Genomic DNA, 22,755 nt, shown 5'->3' on the forward strand with positions numbered 1-22,755 from the left:
CATATCGTGGGTCTAACCGGGGCGGCCGTCCGCCCGGGCCGCGGGGAAGACGCCCTCGGCGAAGGCGCTGGCGAGCATGCTCCGCCACGGGGCGAGCGGTGCCATCCCGGCCCGGGTCCAGCCCTCGTGTCCCAGGACGCTCCAGGCCGGCCGGGGGGCGGGCCGGGGATACCGCTCGGAGCACACGGCCCTGATCCGCTCTGGATCGAGCCCGGCCAGCACGAAGGCCTCCCGGGCGAGCGTGCACCAGGTGGCGCGGCCGGTGGCCGTGCCGTGGTAGATGCCGGACGGTGCGTCACCGGCGAGCGCGGACTGTCCCAGTGCCACCAGCCGTGCGGCGAGCGCACCGGACCAGGTGGGCTGCCCGGTCTGGTCGTCCACGACATCCAGTTCCTCGCGCGAGGCCGCCAGGCGGAGCATGGTGGCGACGAAGTTCGCCCCGTGCGCCCCGTACAGCCAGGCGGTGCGGACGGTGTAGCCGTGCGCGGGCAGCAGCTCCCGCACCGCGCGCTCGCCCGCGAGCTTGCTGCGGCCGTAGGCGTTGACCGGGTCCGGCGCGGCGGTCTCGGACCAGGGCACCGTCCCGTCGCCGGGGAACACGTAGTCCGTGGAGACGTGCGGGAGCCGGGCGCCGTGCCGGGCGCAGGCGGTGGCCAGGTGACGGACGGCGGTCGCGTTGACCGCCTGCGCCCCGGCCTCGTCGCACTCCGCCCCGTCGACGTCCGTCCACGCCGCCGCGTTCACCACCACGTCGTGTCCCGCGACCGCGTCGAGAACCTGGGAGCGGTCGGTGATGTCGAGTTCCTTACGGCCGAGCGCCGTCGTGGCTGGGCCCTCGCCCGCCGCGCGCAGCACACCGGTGAGGTCGCGCCCGAGCATGCCCGAGGCACCGGTGACCAGCCAGCGGGTCACCGGGCGAGCCAGGCGCGCTCCCGCAGCGGCTCCCACCAGTCGCGGTTGTCCTGGTACCAGCGGACGGTGTCGGCGAGCCCCTCTTCGAAGGGGACCGCGGGTGCGTAGCCGAGCTCGTCACGGATCTTGGAGATGTCCAGCGAGTACCGCCGGTCGTGCCCCTTGCGGTCGGTGACGTACTCCACCTGGTCCCACCCCGCCCCACACGCTTCGAGAAGGAGCGTGGTCAGGTCCTTGTTGGTCAGTTCCCGCCCGCCGCCGATGTGGTACACGTGCCCGGCCCGGCCGCGGTGAAGGGCCACGTCGATGCCCACGCAGTGGTCCGAGACGTGCAGCCAGTCCCTGATGTTGCCGCCGTCGCCGTAGAGCGGGACCTTGCGGCCCTCCATCAGCCGGGTGATGAAGAGCGGGATCATCTTCTCCGGGAAGTGATAGCGGCCGTAGTTGTTCGAGCAGCGGGTGACGACCACGTCCAGGCCGTGGCTGCGGTGCTGGGCCAGGGCGAGCAGATCGGAGCCGGCCTTGCTCGCCGCATAGGGCGAGTTGGGGGCGAGCGGGGTGTCCTCGGTCCAGGAGCCCCGCTCGATCGAGCCGTACACCTCATCGGTGGAGACGTGCACGAACCGGCCGACCCGGTGGGTGCGCGCCGCGTCCAGCAGCGCCTGTGTGCCGAGCACGTTGGAATGGACGAAGTCGCGGGCCCCGACGAGCGAACGGTCCACATGGGATTCGGCGGCGAAGTGCACCACCGCGTCATGACCGGGCATCACCGAGTCGACCAGATGCGCGTCGGTGATGTCACCGGGAACGAACGTCAGACCCGGATGGTCGGACACCGGGCCGAGGTTGGCGAGGTTGCCGGAGTAGGTGAGTTTGTCGAGGACGGTGACCCGAACGCCGGGCGGCGACAGGAGTGCGCCGGACAGCGTGGCGCGAACGAACTGCGAACCTATGAAACCGGCACCACCGGTGACGAGGAGTCTCATGGCTGCCGGATCTTAGCCGAGCGGACGTTGCCCGGTCCGGGCCCGGCGCGACCGCCTAAGCGCCCCCTAAGCGCACCGCTGCACCATGGCTCGCATGCGCGGAATCATTCGTGCAGGCGGCACCGGATCCCGGTTGTGGCCGGTGACCAGAGCGGTGTCGAAACAACTGATGCCCGTCTTCGACAAACCGATGGTCTACTACCCGCTCTCCACCCTGCTGATGGCTGGCGTCGGCGAACTGCTGATCATCACCACGCCGTCGGACCAGGAAAGCTTCCGCAGGCTGCTCGGTGACGGTTCCCAGTGGGGCATCACCATCGACTACGCGGTCCAGGAACAGCCCGGGGGACTGGCGCAGGCCTTCCTGATCGGCGAGAAGTTCATCGGCGACTCCGCCGTGGCGCTGGCCCTCGGGGACAACCTCTTCTACGGAGCGGGCCTGGGACGCAGCCTCGCCGTCGGCGCACCCGAGCGAGGCGGCCGCATCTTCGCCTGTCCCGTCTCGGACCCGCGTGCCTACGGGGTCGTCGAGTTCGACGGGCAGGGACGCGTGGTGTCCGTGGAGGAGAAGCCGGACCACCCCAAGTCGCGGTACGCGGTGCCCGGCCTGTACTTCTACGACCGCACGGTGGTCGACATCGCGCGCTCCCTCAGACCGAGCCCGCGCGGCGAACTGGAGATCACCGACATCAACACCGCGTATCTGAACCGCGGCGAACTCCAGGTCACGCTCCTGGACCGGGGCACCGCATGGCTGGACACGGGCACCTTCGCCTCCCTCGTGCACGCCTCCGAGTTCGTCCGGGTCGTCGAGGAACGGCAGGGGCTGAAGATCGGCTGTGTGGAGGAGGCAGCCTGGCGTTCCGGACTCATCGACGACGACCGGCTCGCCAGCCTTGCCGAACCGCTCGCCAAGAGCGGGTACGGCGGCTATCTGCTCGGACTGCTCGACGCGAAGCGCCAGGGGGCACTGTGAGAATCAGCGAACTGTCTGTCCCCCGTGCCCTGCGGATCTCCCCGCAGCCCCACGCCGACTCCCGCGGGGTCTTCCTGGAGTGGTACCGCCCCGACCTGCTCGCCGAGGTGCTCGGACACCGCCCGCCGGACATGATCCAGGGCAATCTGTCGGTGTCCGCGCGCGGAGTGATGCGCGGGATCCACTTTGCCCAGGTCCCCCACGGGCAGGCGAAGTACGTGACGTGCGTGAGCGGGGCGGTCCTGGACGTCGTCGTCGATCTGCGGGCCGGGTCCCCGGCCTTCGGACGGTGGGAGACCGTCCGGCTCGACGACAGCGAACGGGCGGCCGTCTATCTCCCCGAAGGGTTCGGGCACGGCCTCTGCGCGCTCACCGAGCACGCCACGGTCAGCTATCTGGTGTCCCGCGCCTACGAGCCCGAGCGCGAGCACTCCGTGCACGTCCACGAACCGGAGCTGGCGATCGACTGGCCCACGGGCGCGGACCTGCTCTCCTCCCGCGACCGGTCGGCGCCCTCCCTCTCCGAGGTGCGGGCCCGCGGACTCCTGACGGACTACCGGGAATGCCTCGCCCTCACCAGCGGTGTGTGATGCCGCAGGCCTCCGGTACCTCCCCGCCGAACGTGTCCGGCTGCCCGGGAGCCAGCCGCCACACACCCGGCCGCACCTCCATGCTGTCCGGGGTACCGGGCGCTGCTTCGCGGCGGGCCGCCGCCACACGGACGGAGCGCCGGGCGTAGGCCTCCAGCCGCCGGTTGGCGAGGTCACCGGCCGTGGCGAGGCAGGCCCGGAAGAGCTTCTCCGACTCCTCCGGCCGGCCGGTGTCCAGGGCGATGACCGCCTGGCAGCGCTCCGCCTCGAACCGGGCCCGCGGATCCTGCGCGGTCCCGGCCGCGGCGTGAGCCGCCTCGGCCAGGCTCCGGGCCCGCTCGGGGAAGCCGTGCTCCAGCTGCAGATCCGCGAGCCCCACGAGCGCGCGCGCCTCCTCGGCCGGGGCCCCGGCCCGCCGGGCGGCCCGCAGAGCGTGTTCGTAGGAGCGACAGGCCTCGGTGAACTGCCGCCGCTGCCAGGCCAGATCGCCGAGGGCACGCAGGGCCTGTGCGCGCGCCTTCTCGTCCCCCATTGCCTCGGCGGCCCGGAGCGCGGACTGCTGGGTCGTGGCCCAGTCGTCCCATGCCGCCGTGGTCTCCAGGAAGTTACCGATGGCCCGGGCGAGCCGCAGCGCGGGACGCCACTGCCCGCCGTCCGCCGCCGCGCGTACCAGGTGCACGAGGGCCGCCTGCTGCTCGGCGAACCAGTGCAGCGGGCGGGGCCCTGAGGTCCCCGCCGCCGGGGCCGTGCCGGCTGGCCGGCCGGCCGTGCGCCCGACGGACCTGGGCGCGGGCCGGGCCTGTTCGGCCGTACGGGCATACGCCTCGCACAGCCGTCCGACGGCGGCGTGCCGGGTGTCGGCCGGGTCGTCCTCGGCCAGTTCGACGGCGAGGAGCCGGTGCAGGACCGGCAGCAGGTAGCCCGCCGGAGCGCTGCCGTCCGCGCTTCCGGAGGCCAGCAGACCGTTCCTGACGAGCTGTTCGAGGACCGGCTCGGCCTCGCCGGGCGGCAGGCCGAGCACGGCTGCGGCCGCCGCGGCCTCGAACGGCCCGGCCGGCAGGACCCCGAGCAGCCGGAAGGCGTCGCGCTGCCCGGGATCGCACTCCAGGTACCCGCGCAGCAGACTCGCGCGAACATCGAGGCCGTTGTGGCTCAGTTCGCCGAGCCGGGTGCGCTCGGTGCGCAGCCGCTCCGCCAGGGTGCCGGCCGTCCAGTGCGGATGCTCGGCGAGCCGGGCGCCGGCGATCCGCAGGGCGAGCGGCAGTTGGCCGCAGAGGCCGACGATCTCCTCGACGGCCTCGGGGTCCGGCTGCGTGCCGGCCTGTCCGCAGGCGGCGACGAACACCGCCTCGGCGTCCGCCCGGCCGGGCAGGTCCAGCGCCACGGTGCCCGACGGCCGGAGCCCCCCGGGCCGCTGCCGGGCGGTGACGAGCACGGCGGTGCCCGGCAGGTCCGGCAGGGCGTCGCTCAGTTCCTCCGCCGGACCGGCGTTGTCCAGGACGAACAGGACCCGGCGTCCCCCGGCGACGTGGCCCGGCACCTGACGGGGCTCCGCGGACGTGTCCGGCAAGGGGGAGGCTGCTCCGGCGGTGCGCAGCATCCTCTCCGCGAGGGCCCCGGGCGTCGCGGAGAGGGGGGTCCGCAGGTCGATCAGGAAGCGTCCGCCGGGGAAGTCGTCTGCGAGTACGTGCGCGGCCTGGCGGGCGAGGGCGGACTTGCCGGCGCCCGCCGCGCCGGTGACGAGCACGCTTGTGGCCCCGCCCCGCAACAGGCCGGCTATCCGGTCGAGTTCGGCCGCGCGGCCGGCGAACCGCTCGTCGGGGGGCGGGAGCGGGGCCGCGGGCGGGGCCTGGTCGGCCGGCACGGCGCGCACCTGCGGCCGCGCCGAGTGCAGCAGCGTCGGGTCGCCCAACAGCACGCGCTGGTGCAGGCGCTGGAGCGAGGGGCCCGGCTCGATGGCCAGTTCGTCAATCAGCGTGCGGCGCAGCGCGGTGAACACCTGTAGCGCCTCGGCCTGCCGCCCGGATCGGTAGAGGGCCACCATGAGGTGGGAGTGCAGTTCCTCGCGCAGCGGATGCTCGGCGGTCGTGGTCCTCAGGACGCCGAGCATCTCTCGGTGGTGGCCGATCCGCAGCTCGGCACGGATGTGCTGCTCCCGGGCGGCCAGGCGCATCTCGGAGAGCCGTGCGGCCTCGGCGGAGAGCAGGGGTCCGGTGGGGATGTCGGCGAGGAACCGCCCCCGCCACAGGGAGAGTGCCCGTCTCTGCAGCTCCGAGGCCTCGGCGTAGGAGTGCCGTTCGGCCGCGGCGACGCCCTGCGCGTGCAGCGCCTCGAAACGGGTCAGGTCGAGCCGGCTGGGATCGAGCCGGAAGAGATAGCCGGGGCGGCGCGTCACGATGGCCTGCCGGGCCTCGTTCGAGTCGGCGAGGCCGAGGAACTTGCGCAACTGGGAGATGTAGACCTGGATCGTCGTCGTCGCCGTGCGCGGCGGTGTGTTCCCCCAGAGCTCGCTGATCAGCGTCTCGGTCGGGACGGGCTCGCCCGCGCGGACCAACAGGGTGGCGAGAATGATGCGGTGTTTCGCGGCGCGAGGGGTGGCGTCGCGGCTGTCGGCCGAGGAGCGCAGGACTTCGAGCGGGCCGAGTAAGCGAAACCTCATGGTGTGGCGTCCCCCCAGATACCTGTGTGCGCGTGCGTGCCGGTGTCACTGCCGTCCCAATGTACGGCCGCCTACCGGATGACGGATCGGTTGCCGGGAGCGGGAGGTCAGAAGTCCTGATGGACCTCGGCGGTGGCCTCGACGACCACCCGGCCGTTCTGATGAATCGTCAGGACGAGGGGCACGCGCGGGTATCCGTGCTCGTCGACGGTGAGGGTCCCGGGCACCGCGGTGCAGTGCAGCGGGGCGCCCACGACGGCGGCGCCGCGGCGGCGGACGGTGAGGGCGGCCGTCACGCTTCGTTCGGGGCGCAGCCCGCAGGTCAGTCCCGCACACAGGAGTGACGCCTGCCTGATCACCTCCACGATCGTCAGATCGGGGACGGCCCGGCCGGGTTCCGTGCCGCTCCCCGGCGTATCGAGGGGGATGAGTACGGGAGAGGTGAGACGGCCGTACGAGGAGAGGACGGGCGTGCCGAGGAGGACGGAGCCGGGGGAGACCCGGCCCACCTCGCAGGGGCGCACGGGGACGCCGGGCCCGGCAGGCTCGGGCACCCCCATGGGCATGGGGACGAGGAAGCCGAGCGTCGACCGGATCCGGGCGCAGGGAGTGCTGTCGAGCGAGACCGCGCCCTCGATCTCGACCCGGTGCGGCGCGCCGTCCAGGGCACGGGACGGCCGTACGCGCAGGTCTCCGACAGCGAGTGTCCGGCCGTTCCCCGCGCGCCAGGCAGCCGGATCGTGGAGATCGAGTTCGAACAGGCGGAACTGGGTGGGGAGATACGGGGGCACACCGAAGTAGGTGCGGGCGACGAAGCCACCTGCGTCGAGGACCAGGCCGGTGAGGAACTGCCAGTCGTGGAAGTGACCGTGCCGGTCGCCGTCCGGCCCCTGCCCGGGCCGCAGTTCCGCGGAGACCGCGAAGTGCTCCTCCCCTCGCGACGGCGCGTCGACCGCGTAGTGGTCCCACGAGGGCGAGCGGTGGACGAGATGGAAGGCCGGGCCGGACGGGATAGGCGGACAGGAGGGTATGACGCCTTTGTCCACAGCCCTGTCCCCCCGTTCCCGCAGCTCGGTGCAGGTGCCCACCGTCTCTTCCGGACGTGCGTTCGGGCCAGGGGGTGGGGGTGTCATGAAGCTGCATGGCCGTAAGTTGCGGCGCGGCCGTGTCCGGTTCACGGATGCCCGCCGGCGGGGTCCAGCAGTCCCGCGTTCGCCGCGTTCACCCCCGCCTGGAAGCGGCTCGACGCCTTGAGGTCCGCGGTGATCTCCGAGATGTGCCGGCGGCAGGTGCGGACCGACATGCCGAGTCTGTGGGCCACCCACACGTCCTTGTGGCCCTCTGCCAGGAGCCGGAGGATCGCTTGCTTGACCTCGTCCATCACCGGTCGCTTGTCGGGCTCGTCGGGGCGGAACGGGACGGCTGAGCGCCAGAGCAGGTCGTGGACCGAGCAGAGATAGTTGACGAGGGTCGGCTCCCGCGTGACGACCGCGCCGTGCGACGGCCCGGAGGCGGCCCGTTGGGGCAGGAAGGCAACCTCCCGGTCGATGATGATCAGCCGGTCGATGACCTCCTCGGTGGTCCGGAACTCGCCCCCTTCCGCTGACACGGCACGGACCAGGGACTGGGTACCGGGGTCGGTGCGGGCGGTGTGCTGGTAGAGCGTGCGCAGCCTGATGCCCCGCTCGGTGATGTCCAGGCAGCTCTGAGTGGCAGCCTCCAGCAGATGGGGAGGCCGGGCCCCGCCGGGCTGCACGGTCAGGACCTCGAATCTGCAGTGCTTGATCTGGGTGTCGATCATCGCCTGAACGGTGTGGGGGTCGGGGACCGTGTCGAAGGCCTCCAGATGGTTGCGGAGCCTGCGCCCCTCGAAGTAGACGGGCTGCAACGCGGCCAGCTGGCTGCGCAGCCTGGCCACGTGCTGCTCCATCTGACCCATGTGCTGGACCATCGGCCCGAGCAGCTCCGACGAGGCAGCGTCCGGACTGACGGGTGCGAGCCGCCGAGGGTCCCCCGGGGTGGCGTGCAGCAGGCGCATGACGCGCAGGACCCGCTCGGTCCGCTTGACGTCTTCAGGGGAGAGGTCCAGTTCGGCGGCTATGGACTCCGCTTTGAACTGTCCTTCGAGTACGGCCAGTCGGTAGGCCTCCGCGCTCGTGTCGTCCAGCCGGTCGAAATCGGAATCAGAAGCGCTGGGTTCCACTGCTTAACCTTCCCCTGGGTAATGGGAGTTGCTGCAATGCAACTATATGCCAGGGTGAAGTGAGGTTACGTGAAAGATGATTGACGGCGAGGCGTCGCTTTCGACGTGTCGCCAATCTGGTGTGATGGTCGAACGGGAGAGAAATCGTGCAGTCTTCCAAAGTCAGGAACCTCGTCCGTGCCGTGCGTGCGAGCCGGACGGTGCCCGTGGGCATGGCCGCAGCGGCGTTCGCCCTCGTTGCGCTGGGTGGTGTGGCGGGCGTGGTGTCGTCCGAGGCCGCCGCGGCGGATTCCGCGGGTACGGCAACCGTGCACACCACCGTCGACGTGCCGGTGCAGGACCCCATCTGGGGCTGACCGCTCTCGCGGTATTCAGACAGGCAGGCCCGCCCTATCCCCCGGTGGCGAACCTGCCGCCGTATGCCCGTCTAGCGGAATGGCAAGTTCCGAGTAAACGGCCGACGAGGTATATCCAGTGGCCGGTGGTTTGCCTCGGTGAGATGTGACCGAACTGTAAACGGCGCACTTTTCCTTCATGCCCTCCGGTATGCGGCCGGGGAATCGGGGCGGGACCGTAATGTTCTGGGCAAGGTTGCTCGATATTTGGCCAACCTGCGGAAATGCGACCGGGGCCCGGGCCCTCACCGCAGCCGGGACGGCTCCGGCCACAGGGCCGCCCGGGCGTTCAGACGCTGGGTTCGGCCCTCGCGCCCCACGAGCAGGGCCACCGGAGCGGGCAGGGACGTCACCTCCCCGATCACCGCGGCCTCGCACCCGTAGGGGTGGGCCCGCAGCGCTTCCCCCACGGCCCCGGCCGCCTCCGCCGCCACGCACAGACACAGACAGCCCTCGTCCGTGACATGGAGCGGGTCGATCCCGAGCAGTTCCGACGCGGCGCTCACCTCGTGCTGCATCGGCACCGCCTCCTCGAAGACCTGGACGGAACGCCCCGCTGCCGCGGCCTGGGCCTGCAGGACGCGCGCGAGCCCGCCCCGCGCGATGCGGTCCACCCGGCGCACCGCGTCCGGCGGCGCCGCCCGCCCCACGTCGCGCAGCATCGTGTTCAGCGGATGGCAGCCGCTCGGCACGAGGTTCTCCAGGCCCAGGCCCTCACGTACCGACAGCAGATGCACCGCCCAGCCGCCCAGCGGGGCGGTCAGGAGCAGCAGATCGCCCGGCCGGACGGTGCCGGCCGCGGGAGGTCGCGGCTGCGGTATCGTCCCCAGCGACGTGGTGTGGGCGAAGAGTCGGTTGGCGTCGCCCGCGCGCACCACCCGCGCCTCCGGACCGGCCAGGCGGACGCTGGCCTCGTGCGCGGCCTCACGGGCCGAATCCAGCACCCGGCGCAGCAGCGTGGCCGGCAGCCCCGCCTCGACCGTGAGCCCCAACGTGACCCACTGGGGATCGGCACCGCGGGCGGCGAGATCGTTGACGGCCGCGCACACCGCGAGCCGCCCGATGTCGCCGTCCCCGAAGAACGGCGGATCGACGGTGTACGAGCCGCTGACGACCGCCGGTCCGGTGGTCGCCGAGGGCTCCGCCGTGCCCGAGGGGCCGACCAGCCCGGCCAGCACGTCCCCCAGCCGGCCGTATGCGTCGTCGTCGAGCGTGACCTGTCTGTTCTCGATCCCGCTTCTGTGTCCCACGCGTGGTTCCCCTTCCAGGGTCGGCTCGGCGGCGACGGGTGCGGGGAGTCCGTCCGGGCAGCCAGTCTGCCCGTATTCGGTGCCGGGAGTGACGGGGCCCGCCGTGGTACCGGCCGGTATCGGCCAGCACAAAGATCCCTTTAGTGCCCGGGTGTTATTCATGGAGATGGTTGAGACGCGAGCGGCCCCACCGCTCGTCGAACGGGGGAGGGGTATGTCGTGAGCTCATTCAGGGCGCAGCGGACGGGAGAGTGCGTCTTCCGTCTGCTGGGTCCGGTCGAGGCGTCCGTCGACGGCCGTGTCCTCGGACTGCGGGGGGTGCGTCAGCACGCGCTGCTGGTCCGCCTGTTGCTGGCCCGGGGCCGTGTCGTCCCGGTGGACGAGCTGGCCCGCGACGTCTGGAGCGGCAATCCGCCGAGCAGCGCGCGCACCCAGGTCTCCATCTGTGTCGCCGCGCTGCGCAAGCTCTTCCGGGACGCGGGGGTGCGCGAGGAGGTCATCGCCACGGTGGCGCCCGGCTACCAGCTCGCACCGGCCTCCCACTGGAGCGACATCACCGAGTTCACCGACCGGACGGAGGAGGGCTACGAACTCGCCCGTCAGGGCTGCACGGAGGAGGCCGCCGAACGGCTCCAGCAGGCACTCGCCCTGTGGCGGGGGCCGGCCTTCGACGGCCTGACCTCGGACTTCGCCGAGCTGGAGGCAGCGCACTTCACCCAGCAGCGGATGCTCGCCGCGGAACAGCTGATGGTGCTGCGTCTGGAGCTCGGCGAGCACCGCTCCCTGATCGCCGAACTGTCCGCGCTGGTACGGGAGAACCCGCTGCGCGAGCAGTTGCGCGGCTGCCTCATGCTCGCCCAGCACCGCTCCGGTCAGCGCGCCGAGGCGCTGCGCACCTTCCGCGAGGGACGCAGTCTCACCATCGACGAGCTCGGTCTGGAGCCGGGCGCCGGACTGCGCGCGGTCCATGAGCAGATCCTGAATGACGAACCCCGTCCGGGCGCCGACGTCGTCCCGCTCCTCCCCGCCGCAGCGCGGCAGATCCCCGTACCCAGTCAACTGCCCCCGCAGAACATGGTGTTCACCGGCAGAGCGGCCGAGCTCGCGCGCATGGACGAGGTGCTCGCCGCGGAGAACCGGGGCCGCACCGCGCCGGTCTGCTGCATTGTCGGCCCGCCCGGCGCGGGGAAGAGCGCCCTCGCCCTGCACTGGGGTCACCGCGCCGCCGCCGGATTCCCCGACGGCCGGCTCCATGCCGACCTGAGGGATCCCGTGGACGGCACCCCGCGCCGCGCCACGGGACGGGTGCTGCGCCGCTTCCTGCGGGCGCTCGGCGTCCCCGCCGGCGGGATTCCCCGAAGCACCGAGGAGAGCGGAGCGCTCTACCGCAGCCTGCTCGCGGACCGCCGGGTACTGATCGTCCTGGACCACGCCGCCTCCTACGACCAGATCGGGCCCCTGCTGCCCGGCGGCAGCCGGTGCCGGGTCGTCGTCACCGGCTCCGAACTCCTGATGGACAGCGGCGCGGCAGAGACCATCAGACTGGGCGGCCTCGTCCAGGAGGACGCCGTGCGGCTGCTGGCGCGCAGTGGCAGCCCCGGCCGGGTCGCGGCCGACCCGGCCGGGGCTGCCGCACTCGTCGTACGCGTGGCACGGCTGCCCCTCGCGCTGCGGGCGGCGGGCTCCCGGCTGGCGGGCAGGCCCCACTGGACGGTCGCCGACCTGGTCGAACGGACGGCGGACCGGCGCTGCGTGCTCGATGTGCTCAGCCACGGCGAGAACTCGGTCCGTGCCTGCTTCGACCGCGCGCTGGGCGGGCTCGCTCCCGAAACAGCCCGCCGCTACGGGCAGCTGGGCGCGCTGGCGGACCAGTCCTTCGATGTGTGGTCCGCGGCCTCGGCCTTGCGCCTCGACGCGCGCGAGGCCGAGGACGCGCTGGAACGGCTGGTGGACCTGCAGCTCCTGGAGGTGGCCGGCCGGGACACCGGCGGAGCGCTGCGCTACCGCTTCCCGGGCCTGCTCGGGCCGTACGCCGCCGAGAGGTTCGCGGGCCGGCCACGCGCGGTCGCCCGGCGCGGGGAACTCGCCCTGGTGGCGCCGGTGCCCGACGCGTCGGAGGCCGCCCCCCGACAGCGGGCGGTCCGTGCACGAACGGGCTCGTGACACCACGTCAACGGGAGGAGTGAAGGTGTTCAGAATCCATTTCACCGCACAGGACCTGACTCGGACCAGGCTCCGGCCCACTCTGGGCCCGGTCGCCGAGACGGTCTTCGCCCTCGGCATGCTGGGCCGGACCAGCAGCCCCTCACAGGTGCGCTGGCGAAACCAGCTCTTCCGGCACCTACGACGGTCGACGCCGCTGACCCAGCTGCTCACCGCGACGCAGCGCAGAATCCAGGCACCGGGCGATCTGCTGTGCCTGATCGACAGATCGCCCCTGGCCGACGACTCGGCGCTGAGTTCAGCGGGGATCAGCCGTCGCGACGCCACCGCCGAGATCATGCAGGTGTGGCGGTCCGCGCTGGAGCCGTACTCCAGCCGTATGCAGGCGAGGCTCGCCGCCGAGTGCGACGCCCGCGGGCGGATCACGATGACGGGCGGGGTCGACCGGCTCTTCTCGACACTCCACTCACGGATCAGCTGGAACTCACCGGTGATGGGAATCCCCGGACCGACGCGGGACGTCTTCCTCGATGGCAGGGGCCTCCTCCTCGTCCCGTCGCTGTTCCTCTCGCCGCACGAGCCGGCCGTACTCATCGGCGCGGAGCCCGAGACCGGGCAGCGGGCCCTGGTGTTCGCGGCGGCTCCGGACGCCCCGGCGGGCGCCGGACTCTGGGACACCCCCGACAACTCCTCGCAGGCGCTGAGCGCCCTGGTCGGCAGGACCAGGGCCGCCGCCCTCCGCGCCCTCACCTCGTCGTGCACCACCAGCCAGCTCGCCGAGCTGCTTGGCATCTCCTCGGCCGGGGCGAGCCAGCACACCGCCATACTGCGCGAGTCGGGGCTCATCACCACCATGCGCAACCGCAACACCGTGCTGCACACCGTCACCCCCCTGGGCATGGCGCTGCTCGGTGTCCCGCATCCGGAGCGCGCCGCGGGCCATGCCGCGCAGGAGACGCGTTCGGAGATCGCCGCGGGCTGATCGGGCCGCGGCCACCCCCTCGCACCGCCGCCACCAGAAGGAGAACCCCACGTGATCGAAGCGGACTTCCGGTTCGGGTACGGCACCAACGGCTTCGCCAACCACCGCCTCGACGACGCACTGCGCACCATCGCCGACCTCGGGTACACGGCGGTGGCACTCACGCTCGACCACGCCCACCTCGACCCATACGCCCCCGGCGCGGCGGCCGAGGCGTCGCGCGCCGCCCGGCTGATGTCCGGGCTCGGGCTGCGCTGCGTGGTGGAGACGGGCGCCCGGTACCTGCTCGACCGGCGCCACAAGCACCACCCCACCCTGGTGAGCGAGGAGCCGGCCGTCCGTATCGACTTCCTGCGCCGCGCCGTGCGCACGGCCGCCGAACTGGATGCGGACTGCGTCTCGTTCTGGTCGGGCATCAGACCCTCCATCGTTGGTACGGAACTGGCGTGGCAGCGCATGAAGTCGGGCGTCGGCGAGGTGCTGGCCGCGTGCGAGCGGTACGGGGTGCCGCTCGGCCTGGAGCCGGAACCCGGCATGTTCGTCGAGCATCTGGACCAGGCCCTGGCCCTGCGCGCGGAGCTGGGCGATCCGGAGCTGCTGGGCATCACCCTGGACGTCGGCCACTGCGTGGCGATCGAGCCGGCCGACGCGGCGGCGTGTGTGCGCCGGGCCGCGGGTCTCCTGGTGAACGTGCAGTTGGACGACGCACGGCCGGGGGTCCACGAGCACCTGGAATTCGGTACGGGCGAACTCGACCTGAGGGCCACGCTCACGGCGCTGCGCGAGAGCGGCTATCGCGGGATCGCGGCGGTCGAACTGCCCCGGCACAGTCATGCCGCGCCGCTGACCGCCGCCCGCGCCATCGGCGCGCTGCGTGCCGCCTCGGCCCCTGTGGCGGCGGTCTGAGCGGACCCGTTACGGCGCGGTGCCCTGGGACACGAGCCGCCTGCGCGGCGTCGCGTCCCGGGGCACCGGCGTTCGGGAGTCAGGCAGCGGACCGGGCACCGGTCCGGCGCAGCGCCATCCGGGCCGGCAGCACGCTGGAGACCAGCGCCAGCACCAGGCACAGCCCGATCGTCAGCAGCATCGTGCCCCAGGGCAGGTTGAGATTGACCTGGGTGCCCAGCTGGGAGGAGAGCCCCGACCTGATCCCGAGCAGGGCGATCAGCGCGATGACCAGTCCCAGCCCGGTTCCGATCCCGACGGAGAGCGCCGACTCCGCGGCGACGATCCGCAGCACCTGCCGTCGGGTCGCCCCCGACAGCCGCAGGACCGCGAAGTCACCGGCCCGGTCGGCCGTGGCCATCATGAGCGTGTTGGCGATCGCCAGGCAGGTGTAGCCGAGCGACATCCCGATCAGGATGGCGAGGAAGATCTGGACCAGCCGGTCGTCCTCGGCGTCCGTGCGTGCCGCGTACACCGAGGTGCTCAGCGACTCCGCACCGAGCGAGGCGGACAGCGTGGGCCGCTGCGCACCGGTCGCGTACACCACCTGGGTGAGTGCGGACGGCGCGTGCGCCCGCACCGTCTGCCGGGTGAGGAGCACACTGGCGGTCGAAGAGTCGTCCGTGATCTCCGCGACCACCTTGACCTGCTCGGTCCTCCCGTCCTCGAAGGTCACCGGGACCGTGCTGCCGGCCTTCCAGCCGAGCCAGGCCCGGGTCGAGGACCGCACGATCATGGTGTTGTCGCCCCGGAGGCCGTCCAGCGATCCGGACGTGACGGTCATCTTCTTCCGCGCCTTCTCGAAGGCCCCCTCGCTCACCCCCATCGCGCCGATGTGGTTGGTGCCGCCGACGTAGAGCTCGGTCGGAAGCAGCGAGGCGCCACCGGGAACCGTGTTGACCGCGGCGTCCGAGAGCCCCGGGGTGCCCTTCGGGGTGACCACGGACGTGGCCTCCTGGCGGACCGTCTCCTCCAGCGCGTAGCCGCTGGCCTTGATCTGGAACATGCCGGCGATCAGTACGGCGAAACCGACCGTGACCAGCACCGGGGCCGCCGTCGACGCGGTGCGCCGCACCGACGTCAGTGAACTCTCCCGGGCGACCATGCTGGTGGCGCCCCGCAGCCGGCCCAGAGGCCACCAGACGGCCCTGACCACCAGCGGGATGACCGCGGGGGCGAACAGGGTGAGTCCGATGATCAGAGCCATCGCGGCGTACAGCGCGTTGTTGATCATCTCGTCGGAGGAGCTGCCGGCCGCCACGAGGACCAGGATCAGCCCGAGGGCGGTGAAGGCGATCGCGCCGATCCACCGGCCGCGCGTCATCGGCCGCTTCTCGTGCGCCGCTTCCCGCAGCGCCTCCAGAGGGGCGATCCGGGACGCGCGCCGCGACGCCGACCAGACGCCGAGCAGGGCGACGATCAGGCCCAGGGCGAACGAGCCGATCAGCGGGAGCACTTGGATGCGCACCGTGAACCCGACGGGCTCCAGGCCGCCGTCCACCAGCAGCCCGCCCAGGGCCGGCGCCAGCAGCGAGCCCAGGACCAGCCCGGTCCCCGCCGCCACCACGCCCACGGCCAGCGCCTCGCCGTACATCATCCGGCGGATCTGGCGCGGAGTGGCACCGATGGTGCGCAGCAGACCGAACTCCCGGCGCCGCTGCACGACACCGAAGGCGAAGGTCGAGGCGACCACGAAGATGGAGACGAACGCGGTCAGACTCGCCATGGCGATCAGGATCTGGGTGCCGATCCAGCGGGTCTTCGCCGCGCTCTTGGCCTCCAGGTCCTTCAGGGCGCCGCCGGCCAGCACCTTGCCGTCCTTGCCCACGGCCTTCTCCGCCGCGTCGGCCACCGCCGCGGCGTCCGTGCCCTTGCCGGTGACCAGGCCGATGACCCGTACCCCGCCCGACAGGGGCGCGGCGGCACGGTCGGAGAGGTAGAAGGCGTCGGAGGCGACCGTGCCGGACACCTTGTACGGCGCCGGCCCCTCGGCGGTGAGCAGCGTGACCGCCGCGCCGGGGGCCAGCCCCAGCGACCGGTCCAGGACGACCTCGTCGTCCGCGCGCGGTGCGTGCCCCGCGACGAGCTTGTCCGGTGCCAGGGCCGCGCTGGACCAGGGATGACCGCGCAGCTCCGAGGCCGGGTCGTCCACGGGCTTCCCGCCGATCACGGCCTGGGCGTAGAACGACCGGTCGGGGACGGCGGCGACGACGCCGGGCACCGACTCCAGCTGGTCGACGAGCTCGTCCGTGCGCTCGGGCGACCAGGGGAGGTTCTCGATGAAGTTGCCGTCCGACTGGTCGGCACCCGGGCTCTGGACCAGGACCTCGGTGCCGGCGTAGCGCTCCGGCGCCTCGGGGCCCGCGGAGAGGAGCACCATCGCGGTCATGCAGAGAATGGTCACGCCGAGGCACAGGGCGGTGAAGGTCCCGATGAAGGACACCCAGCGCTGGCGGACGGAGGCGAGACTCAGCATGCCACTGCTTCCAGGGCCGCCATGCGCGCGGCGATCGTCTCGACGCTGCTGCGGCCCCGCAGCTCGTCCACGATCCGGCCGTCGGCGAGCAGCAGCACCCGGTCCGCGTACGCGGCGGCCGCCGGGTCGTGGGTGACCATGACCACGGTCTGCTGATGGCGGTCGACGACGTTGCGCAGCAGCGCGAGCACATCGCGCGACGTCTTGGTGTCCAGGGCCCCGGTGGGCTCGTCCGCGAAGATCACGGCGGGGCGGGTGATCAGGGCCCGGGCGATGGCCACCCGCTGCTGCTCACCCCCGGAGAGTTCGCTGGGCCGGTGCGGACCCCGGTGGCCGAGACCGACCTCGGTGAGGGCCGCGACCAGATCCTGCTGCTCCGGCTTGCGCCCCGCCAGACGCAGCGGCAGGGCGACGTTCTGCTCGGCGGTGAGCGCCGAGACGAGATTGAAGGACTGGAAGACGAAGCCGACGCGATCGCGCCGCAGAAGGGTGAGCGCGGTTTCGTCAAGATTTCCGAGATCGGTGTCATCGATGATCACTTTGCCGTCGGTGACGCGGTCGAGCCCCGCCGCGCAGTGCAGCAGCGTGGACTTGCCCGACCCCGAGGGGCCCATCACCGCGGTGAAGGTGCCGCGGGCGAAGGTGGTGGTGACGTTGTCCAGCGCGGTGACAGTCTGTGTCCCCGAGCCGTACTGCTTGGTCACGGACCACAGTTGGACGGTGTCGGTCGTATTCGTCATGGTGATAGCCAACCTCGCTGAGGTGGTCCGCCGCAGGGGCGCTGTATGGAGACCTGGGGTAGAGCCAGCTGTAATTCCGGCGTCATTTCTGGGCCCGGTGCCGGAACGCGATGATGCCCGCCGTCGTGAACAGCAGCCCGTATCCGGTCAGCGCGAGGACGGACAGCAGCGGGTCCACATGGGGGATGGACGGCACCAGGGCGGCCCGCATCCCCTCGGACACGTACGTCAGCGGGTTCAGCGCGCTGATCACCTGGAACCAGCCGATCTTGTCCAGGGACACCAGCGGGTACTGCGTCGCACCCGTGAACATCAGCGGCGCCATGATGACGGCGAACATGATGCTGATCCGGTGCGGCGGCACCAGGGTGCCCACCGTGATGCCGATGGCGGCACCGGTCCAGGAACCCAGCGCGAGCACCGCGAGCAGCAGGGGCACCCCGGAGGCGCGCCAGGGGGCGCCGCCCAGGACCAGCGCCCCCATCGGGAACACGCACGCCGACGCGATCATCCCGCGCACCATGGACATCAGCAGCTTCTCGACCGCCACCATGTAGACCGGCAGCGGGGCCAGCAGCCGGTCCTCCATCTCCTTGGTCACGCCGAACTCCATGACCAGCGGATACGCCACGCCCTGCAACGCCGTCAGGAACGCGGCCAGGGCGGCGATCCCGGGCAGCAGCAGGTCGCCGAACTCCGGACGCACGTAGTTCAGGGAGCCCAGCACCTTGGCGAAGATGAAGAGCATGAACAGCGGGGTCAGGGCGATCTGGACGAGCAGGAGGGCGAACTCCTTGCCCGTCACGAAGGTGTCGCGCCACAGGATGGCGAGAAACACCCGGGCAACGGACGGCCGGCGGGGCCTGGACACCTCCAGGCCCCGCCGGCCGGCGTTCTCGGGTGTTGCCGTACTTTGCACAGTGGTCATCGCAAACCTCTTCCGGTGAGCTCGATGAAAACGTCTTCCAGGCTGGGTTCGCCGAGGCGGACATCGGCCAGCACGGCACAGCGCGCCTCCAGCACGGCGACGACGGGCGCCAGCAGCGCCGCCGGCGCCTTGGCCAGGTACAGCCGCATCAGTACGCTGTCCGGCCGCTCCCGGTCACCGCCGGAGAGCCGCTCGCCGCGCTCCACGTCGTCCACCGCGGTCAGCGCGGCGAGGAGCTCGTCGGCGCTGTCGGCGGGGCCGGGCGCCGCCGTGATCTCCAGTACGGAGTGGCCGGGGACGCTGCGGGTGAGCACCTCCGGTGTGTCGAGTGCGAGCAGCCGCCCGTGGTCGACGATCCCGACCCGGTCGGACAGGTCGGCCGCCTCCTTCATGTCGTGCGTGGTCAGCACCACGGTCACGCCCTGCTCGCGCAGGGCGCGGACCCGCTCCCAGACGAACAGCCGGGCCTGCGGGTCGAGGCCGGTGGTCGGTTCGTCGAGGAACAGCACCCGTGGTTCGTGCATCAGCGCCCGGGCGATCATCAGCCGCTGCGCCATGCCGCCCGAGTACCAGTCGACCTTGACGTCGGCCTGGTCGGTCAGTCCGAACTCCTCCAGCAGTTCGGCGGCGCGCGCCCGCCGTCTGGCCCGCGAGAAGCCGTGGTAGGCGGCGTGGAAGGTGAGGTTCTGGCGAGGGGTCAGGTCCCGGTCCAGATTGCTGCCCTGGGGCACCACGGCGAGCTGGGCCCGCGCCCTCACCGGGTCACGGCGCACGTCCACGCCGGCCACCTGCACGGTGCCGCTGGTCGCGCGGACACGGGTGGTGAGCACCCCCACGGTGGTGGTCTTGCCCGCCCCGTTCGGCCCCAGGAGCCCGAACACCTCGCCCGGGTCGACCGTGAACGAGAGTCCGTCCACGGCCTTCACGTCCCGGCGGGGATAGCGTTTGACGAGTTCATGGACCTCGACGGCCACGGTCACCGGACGTCCCCTTCGTGTCGGTCGGATGCGGACCACGAGCGGTACTGGCGCAGTCCGTAGAGCAGCGGGCGGGGGGCGGCCGGCTGGTGCGTCTCGATCCGCAGCACCTCGCCGAAGACCGCCGTGTGGTCGCCGACGGTGAGGGTCTGGGCGACCCGGCAGTCGGCGACGGAATGGGCGTGGTCGAGCAGATGCGGGCCGCCGGGCGCCCCGCCGCCCCGCCAGGCGACCCGGTCGAAGCGGTCCGGGTCGCCGGAGGCGAAGAGCTCGGCGGCCAGCCGGCCCCCGTGGTGCAACAGGTTCACCGCGAAGGCGGAGCACTCCAGCACCGCGTCCAGGGTCGGACTGCCGCGGCGCAGGCTGACCAGCAGCGTCGGCGGATCCGTGGTGATGCTGGTGACCGACGAGCAGGTCATGCCCCAGGGACGGCCGTCCGGCCCGACGGCTGTCACCACGGCGACGCCCGTCGGGAAGGTGGACATCAGGGCCCGGAACTCCGGGGCGCCCGGGCGCGAGGGCCCGCCCGCCCGGGGGGAGTCGAGCAGGGGTTCGGTCATGGCCGGGCCAGCTCCTTCTTCCTCGGGGGCACCGGGCTGCCGCGGCGGCCGGCCCGGTAGTCGATGAAGGTGTAGGCGGGGCCGGTCATCGCGGTGGTCACGAGCGTCATCACGACCAGGGCCAGGAAGAGCTCGGCGGTGAGGATCCCCGCGCTGAACCCGGCCTGGAGGACGACGAGTTCGGTGAGGCCGCGGGTGTTGAGCAGGACGCCCAGGCGCAGCCCGTCCCAGTGCGACTCGCCGCCCAGCCGGGCCCCCGCGTACGTGCCCGCCATCTTGCCGAACACCGCGAGGCCGACGGCCATGGCCATCGCGGCCCACGGCACCCCGTCGAACTCCCGGGTGAACACGGTCAGTCCGGTCGTCACGAAGAACACCGGCACCAGCGTGCGGCCGGCGCCCGAGACGGTCCGCACGGCACGCGACCACGGTTCCTCGCGGGCGTCGGCCGGAATGGCCGCCCCGACGAGCAACGCGCCCAGGATGTCCGGCAGGTCGTAGTGGCGCAGGGCGGCCGCCGCCCCGGCCGCGAGCACGGCGATGGCGACGAGCGTCCCGCGCGGCCGGCCGGCCGCCAGCCGGGCCGCCGGGCCGCTGCGCAGCGCGATCCGCAGCGCCACGAACACGGCGGCGGAGACGAGGACCACCAGGATCAGCAGGGGAACGTTCTTGGACCCGCCCGACGCGAGCCCCACGGCCACGGCGAGCAGGATCCACGCGGCCGCGTCGATCGCCACCGCCGAGGTCATGGCCAGCCGCCCCACCACCGTGTCCACCACACCGCGTGCCACCAGGATGCGCGCGAGGACGGGGACGGCGGTGACCGAGAGCCCCACGGCGAGCAGCATGAAGAGCGCCGCCGCGGGAGCCTCGCCGCGCAGCGCCGGATCGTCACCGGCCAGCACCCAGAGGGCGAGCACTCCGCCGCAGACCAGCGGGACGAGCAGGGCGCCCGCGGTGGTCGTGACGACCGAGCGGCCCCTGACCGAGACGGACGGGCTCTTGAGCTCGTGGCCGACACCGACCAGGAACAGCGCGAGGCCGGCGTGCCCGATGTAGTCGAGCCCGGTGTGGACGTCCGCGGGCACCACCACGTCCAGCGCGTCCGCTCCGCCGAGCCGCAGCAGGAGCGGCCCGGCGATCATGCCGAGGGCGATCTCGGCCACCACGGCGGGCTGTCCGGTCCGCCGCGCCAGCAGGTGCGCGAGCCGCGCACCCGCCAGCACCACGGTCACCGCCAGCACGACATGGCCGGTGAGCGGCAGCCAGTGCGGAAGGCTCATCGGGCCTGGGCGGCGCGTCGTTCCGGCGGCAGTCCGTGCAGATGGGCGAAGTACTCGTACTGGGAGGGGAGCCGGCTGACGAGCTGTGCGGCCTGGTCACGGACGAGCTGAAGCTCCCGCTTGGCGGCCGTGTCGTCGAACAGGGACAGCGTGGGCGGCGCCTGCATCGGGACCCCGCCGAGGCCGAGCAGCATCGCGGTGTAGGAGTAAGGCTCGAAACCGTGGTAGTACGGGAAGACCGACTCGGTGTCGGGCGTCTTCGCCTTCCACTGCTCGATCCGTGCGGCGAGCGCGTCGGGCAGCGGGCGGGTCTTCGTGTCCTTCCAGTACTGGTTGTCGTTCCGGGCGGCCGCGTAGTAGTGCAGCACCAGGAACTCCCGTACGCCGTCCATGACGTTGGCGACCTGGCGGTTGTAGGAGCGGCGCAGGTCCGTGGAGTCGCCCTCGCCCGGGAAGTGCTTGACCAGCTGCTCGATGGCGTTCTGGATGAAGAAGATGCCGGTGGACTCCAGCGGCTCCACGAAACCGCTGGACAGGCCGACGGCCACGCAGTTGTTGACCCAGGAGTGCTCGCTGCGCCCGATGCGCATCTTGATGTGGTTGGCCTCCAGGTCCGCGGCCTCGGGCCCCACGAACTCGCGCAGGGTGCGCTCCGCCTCGTCCGGGGTGGTGTAGTCGCTCGCGTAGACGTAACCGGTGCCGATGCGGCCGAACAGCGGGATGGTCCAGATCCAGCCGGCGTCCTGGGCGGTGGCCGTCGTGCACGGACGGAGGCCGCGCTCGGCCATGTCCGTGGTGACTCTCAGCGCCACCGCGCTGTCGTTGGGAAGCGTGTCCTGGTACGACTGGAACGGCTCGTTCAGCGCCTGGTTGAGCAGCATGCCGCGGAAGCCGGTGCAGTCGACGAACAGGTCGCCGTGCAGCTCCCCGTGCTCCTTCGTCACCACGTGACTGATCCAGCCCCGCTCGTCGAGCGCGACATCGAGGACGTCGTCGAGGACGTGCCGCACCCCGCGGTCGGTGGCGTACGTGGTGAGGTACTTGGCGAGCAGCGTCGCGTCGAAGTGGTACGCGTACGGGAACTGCGTGTTCTGCTCGGTGAGCGTCGTACGGAACGTGCCGTCGCCGCCCTTCTCCGCGAAGTCCTGCTCGAACAGGGTGCCGTCGAGGTAGCGCGGCGAGCTCTTCGCGTCACAGAGCGAGGCGATCAGGAAGCAGTCGTTGTCGAAGCGCTTGCCCGCCCCCGAGTGCAGCCACCAGTCGGTGAGCGGGAACCCGTCGACCACGCGCAACCGCTCGAACGGGTGGTAGAAGTGCTCGCCCTTGGTGCGCCAGTTTTCGAAGCGGATCGCCAGCTTGTAGGTGGCCTGGCACTCGGGCATCCACTCGCGTTCATCCAGTCCGAGGTAGTCGAAGAAGTGCCGGACCGTGCTGAACGTGGCCTCACCGACACCGATCGACGATACGTTCTTCGATTCCACGAGAGTGACGTCGACACGGTCGCCGAAAGCGGCCCGCAGGTATGAAGCAGTCATCCAGCCGGCTGTTCCGCCGCCAACCACGACTACGCTTTTAGCCATCTTTCATCCTCTGTCTCGGCCCGCCGCAATGAATCGAGAATGTGGAGCACTGGAATTCCGTGGCGGATATTCAGGCGACGATTTCTGATAGCCATCGATAGAGGGTGCCGGTCACTTTCCCGCATCTGCCCCTGGGCTGGCCGGCCACCG

General features: G+C 71.9%; 19 protein-coding genes. 6 read left to right on the forward strand and 13 right to left on the reverse strand.

What is annotated here, in order from left to right:
- Nucleotides 1-12: 12 nt before the first annotated feature.
- A complete protein-coding gene (gene rfbD / locus OG611_RS20440) occupies nucleotides 13-912 on the reverse strand; it encodes a dTDP-4-dehydrorhamnose reductase (RefSeq protein ID WP_266422103.1) in 900 nt (299 codons plus the stop codon).
- Nucleotides 909-1,898: a dTDP-glucose 4,6-dehydratase gene (rfbB, locus tag OG611_RS20445; protein ID WP_266422106.1), complete on the reverse strand. Its 990-nt coding sequence runs from the start codon at nucleotides 1,896-1,898 to the stop codon at nucleotides 909-911. Before rfbB ends, rfbD begins: the two co-directional genes overlap by 4 nt.
- A 94-nt stretch (nucleotides 1,899-1,992) precedes the next feature.
- Between rfbB and rfbA the strand changes: the two genes are divergently transcribed.
- Together rfbA and rfbC are read left to right on the forward strand one after the other, a co-directional pair.
- Nucleotides 1,993-2,874 (forward strand): glucose-1-phosphate thymidylyltransferase RfbA, encoded by an 882-nt coding sequence (rfbA, locus tag OG611_RS20450; protein ID WP_266422108.1) that lies wholly within the window; start codon nucleotides 1,993-1,995, stop codon nucleotides 2,872-2,874.
- Nucleotides 2,871-3,464, forward strand: coding sequence for a dTDP-4-dehydrorhamnose 3,5-epimerase (rfbC, locus tag OG611_RS20455; protein WP_266422110.1), 594 nt, complete (start codon nucleotides 2,871-2,873; stop codon nucleotides 3,462-3,464). Before rfbA ends, rfbC begins: the two co-directional genes overlap by 4 nt.
- Here rfbC and OG611_RS20460 read toward each other — a convergent pair.
- The 3 genes from OG611_RS20460 to OG611_RS20470 all read right to left on the reverse strand — a co-directional run bounded on the left by OG611_RS20460 (nucleotide 3,448) and on the right by OG611_RS20470 (nucleotide 8,326).
- Entirely contained in the window at nucleotides 3,448-6,123 is a 2,676-nt protein-coding gene (locus OG611_RS20460; RefSeq protein WP_266422113.1) for a BTAD domain-containing putative transcriptional regulator, read from the reverse strand. The two genes, rfbC and OG611_RS20460, sit on opposite strands and share 17 nt — an antisense overlap.
- Nucleotides 6,124-6,230: 107 nt before the next feature.
- A complete protein-coding gene (locus OG611_RS20465; RefSeq protein ID WP_266422116.1) occupies nucleotides 6,231-7,169 on the reverse strand; it encodes a hypothetical protein in 939 nt (312 codons plus the stop codon).
- A gap of 128 nt (nucleotides 7,170-7,297) precedes the next feature.
- Nucleotides 7,298-8,326: a hypothetical protein gene (locus tag OG611_RS20470; RefSeq protein ID WP_266422119.1), complete on the reverse strand. Its 1,029-nt coding sequence runs from the start codon at nucleotides 8,324-8,326 to the stop codon at nucleotides 7,298-7,300.
- 146 nt (nucleotides 8,327-8,472) lie between these two features.
- Here OG611_RS20470 and OG611_RS20475 point away from each other — a divergent pair, with 146 nt between their 5' ends.
- Nucleotides 8,473-8,682, forward strand: a complete 210-nt coding sequence (locus tag OG611_RS20475; RefSeq protein ID WP_266422121.1) for a hypothetical protein — start codon at nucleotides 8,473-8,475, stop codon at nucleotides 8,680-8,682.
- Between the two features lie 284 nt (nucleotides 8,683-8,966).
- On the opposite strand, the gene OG611_RS20480 is transcribed toward OG611_RS20475, so the two are convergent.
- Nucleotides 8,967-9,971, reverse strand: a complete 1,005-nt coding sequence (locus OG611_RS20480) for an AIR synthase-related protein (protein WP_266422123.1) — start codon at nucleotides 9,969-9,971, stop codon at nucleotides 8,967-8,969.
- Nucleotides 9,972-10,190: 219 nt separating this feature from the next.
- Between OG611_RS20480 and OG611_RS20485 the strand changes: the two genes are divergently transcribed.
- Genes OG611_RS20485 through OG611_RS20495 form a run of 3 tightly spaced genes read left to right on the forward strand, consistent with a single transcriptional unit; the run spans nucleotide 10,191 to nucleotide 14,022 of the window.
- Complete coding sequence (locus OG611_RS20485) at nucleotides 10,191-12,134, forward strand: AfsR/SARP family transcriptional regulator (RefSeq protein ID WP_266422126.1); 1,944 nt, start codon at nucleotides 10,191-10,193, stop codon at nucleotides 12,132-12,134.
- A 25-nt stretch (nucleotides 12,135-12,159) separates the two neighbouring features.
- Nucleotides 12,160-13,116 carry a helix-turn-helix transcriptional regulator gene (locus OG611_RS20490; protein WP_266422127.1) on the forward strand — a complete coding sequence of 319 codons (957 nt, stop codon included), beginning with the start codon at nucleotides 12,160-12,162 and terminating at the stop codon, nucleotides 13,114-13,116.
- A 51-nt stretch (nucleotides 13,117-13,167) separates the two neighbouring features.
- Nucleotides 13,168-14,022 (forward strand): sugar phosphate isomerase/epimerase family protein, encoded by an 855-nt coding sequence (locus OG611_RS20495; protein ID WP_323180210.1) that lies wholly within the window; start codon nucleotides 13,168-13,170, stop codon nucleotides 14,020-14,022.
- 79 nt (nucleotides 14,023-14,101) lie between these two features.
- Here OG611_RS20495 and OG611_RS20500 read toward each other — a convergent pair whose 3' ends face one another.
- The 7 genes from OG611_RS20500 to OG611_RS20530 all read right to left on the reverse strand — a co-directional run bounded on the left by OG611_RS20500 (nucleotide 14,102) and on the right by OG611_RS20530 (nucleotide 22,605).
- A complete protein-coding gene (locus OG611_RS20500; protein ID WP_266422130.1) occupies nucleotides 14,102-16,537 on the reverse strand; it encodes an ABC transporter permease in 2,436 nt (811 codons plus the stop codon).
- The gene (locus OG611_RS20505; RefSeq protein WP_266422132.1) at nucleotides 16,531-17,277 is read right to left on the reverse strand and encodes an ABC transporter ATP-binding protein; all 747 of its coding nucleotides are present in this window, start codon (nucleotides 17,275-17,277) and stop codon (nucleotides 16,531-16,533) included. Before OG611_RS20505 ends, OG611_RS20500 begins: the two co-directional genes overlap by 7 nt.
- Before the next feature lie 82 nt (nucleotides 17,278-17,359).
- Complete coding sequence (locus tag OG611_RS20510; RefSeq protein WP_266422134.1) at nucleotides 17,360-18,205, reverse strand: ABC transporter permease; 846 nt, start codon at nucleotides 18,203-18,205, stop codon at nucleotides 17,360-17,362.
- Nucleotides 18,202-19,185 (reverse strand): ABC transporter ATP-binding protein, encoded by a 984-nt coding sequence (locus tag OG611_RS20515; protein WP_266422136.1) that lies wholly within the window; start codon nucleotides 19,183-19,185, stop codon nucleotides 18,202-18,204. The genes OG611_RS20510 and OG611_RS20515 overlap by 4 nt, the downstream gene beginning before the upstream one ends.
- Nucleotides 19,182-19,742 carry a flavin reductase family protein gene (locus tag OG611_RS20520; RefSeq protein WP_266422139.1) on the reverse strand — a complete coding sequence of 187 codons (561 nt, stop codon included), beginning with the start codon at nucleotides 19,740-19,742 and terminating at the stop codon, nucleotides 19,182-19,184. Before OG611_RS20520 ends, OG611_RS20515 begins: the two co-directional genes overlap by 4 nt.
- On the reverse strand, nucleotides 19,739-21,025 hold the full coding sequence (locus tag OG611_RS20525) for a cation:proton antiporter (RefSeq protein WP_266422142.1): 1,287 nt from the start codon (nucleotides 21,023-21,025) through the stop codon (nucleotides 19,739-19,741). The genes OG611_RS20520 and OG611_RS20525 overlap by 4 nt, the downstream gene beginning before the upstream one ends.
- Nucleotides 21,022-22,605, reverse strand: a complete 1,584-nt coding sequence (locus OG611_RS20530) for a tryptophan halogenase family protein (protein WP_266422145.1) — start codon at nucleotides 22,603-22,605, stop codon at nucleotides 21,022-21,024. The genes OG611_RS20525 and OG611_RS20530 overlap by 4 nt, the downstream gene beginning before the upstream one ends.
- Nucleotides 22,606-22,755: the final 150 nt, after the last annotated feature.

The sequence above is a fragment of the Streptomyces sp. NBC_01363 genome (genome assembly GCF_026340595.1).
GTDB lineage: Bacteria > Actinomycetota > Actinomycetes > Streptomycetales > Streptomycetaceae > Streptomyces.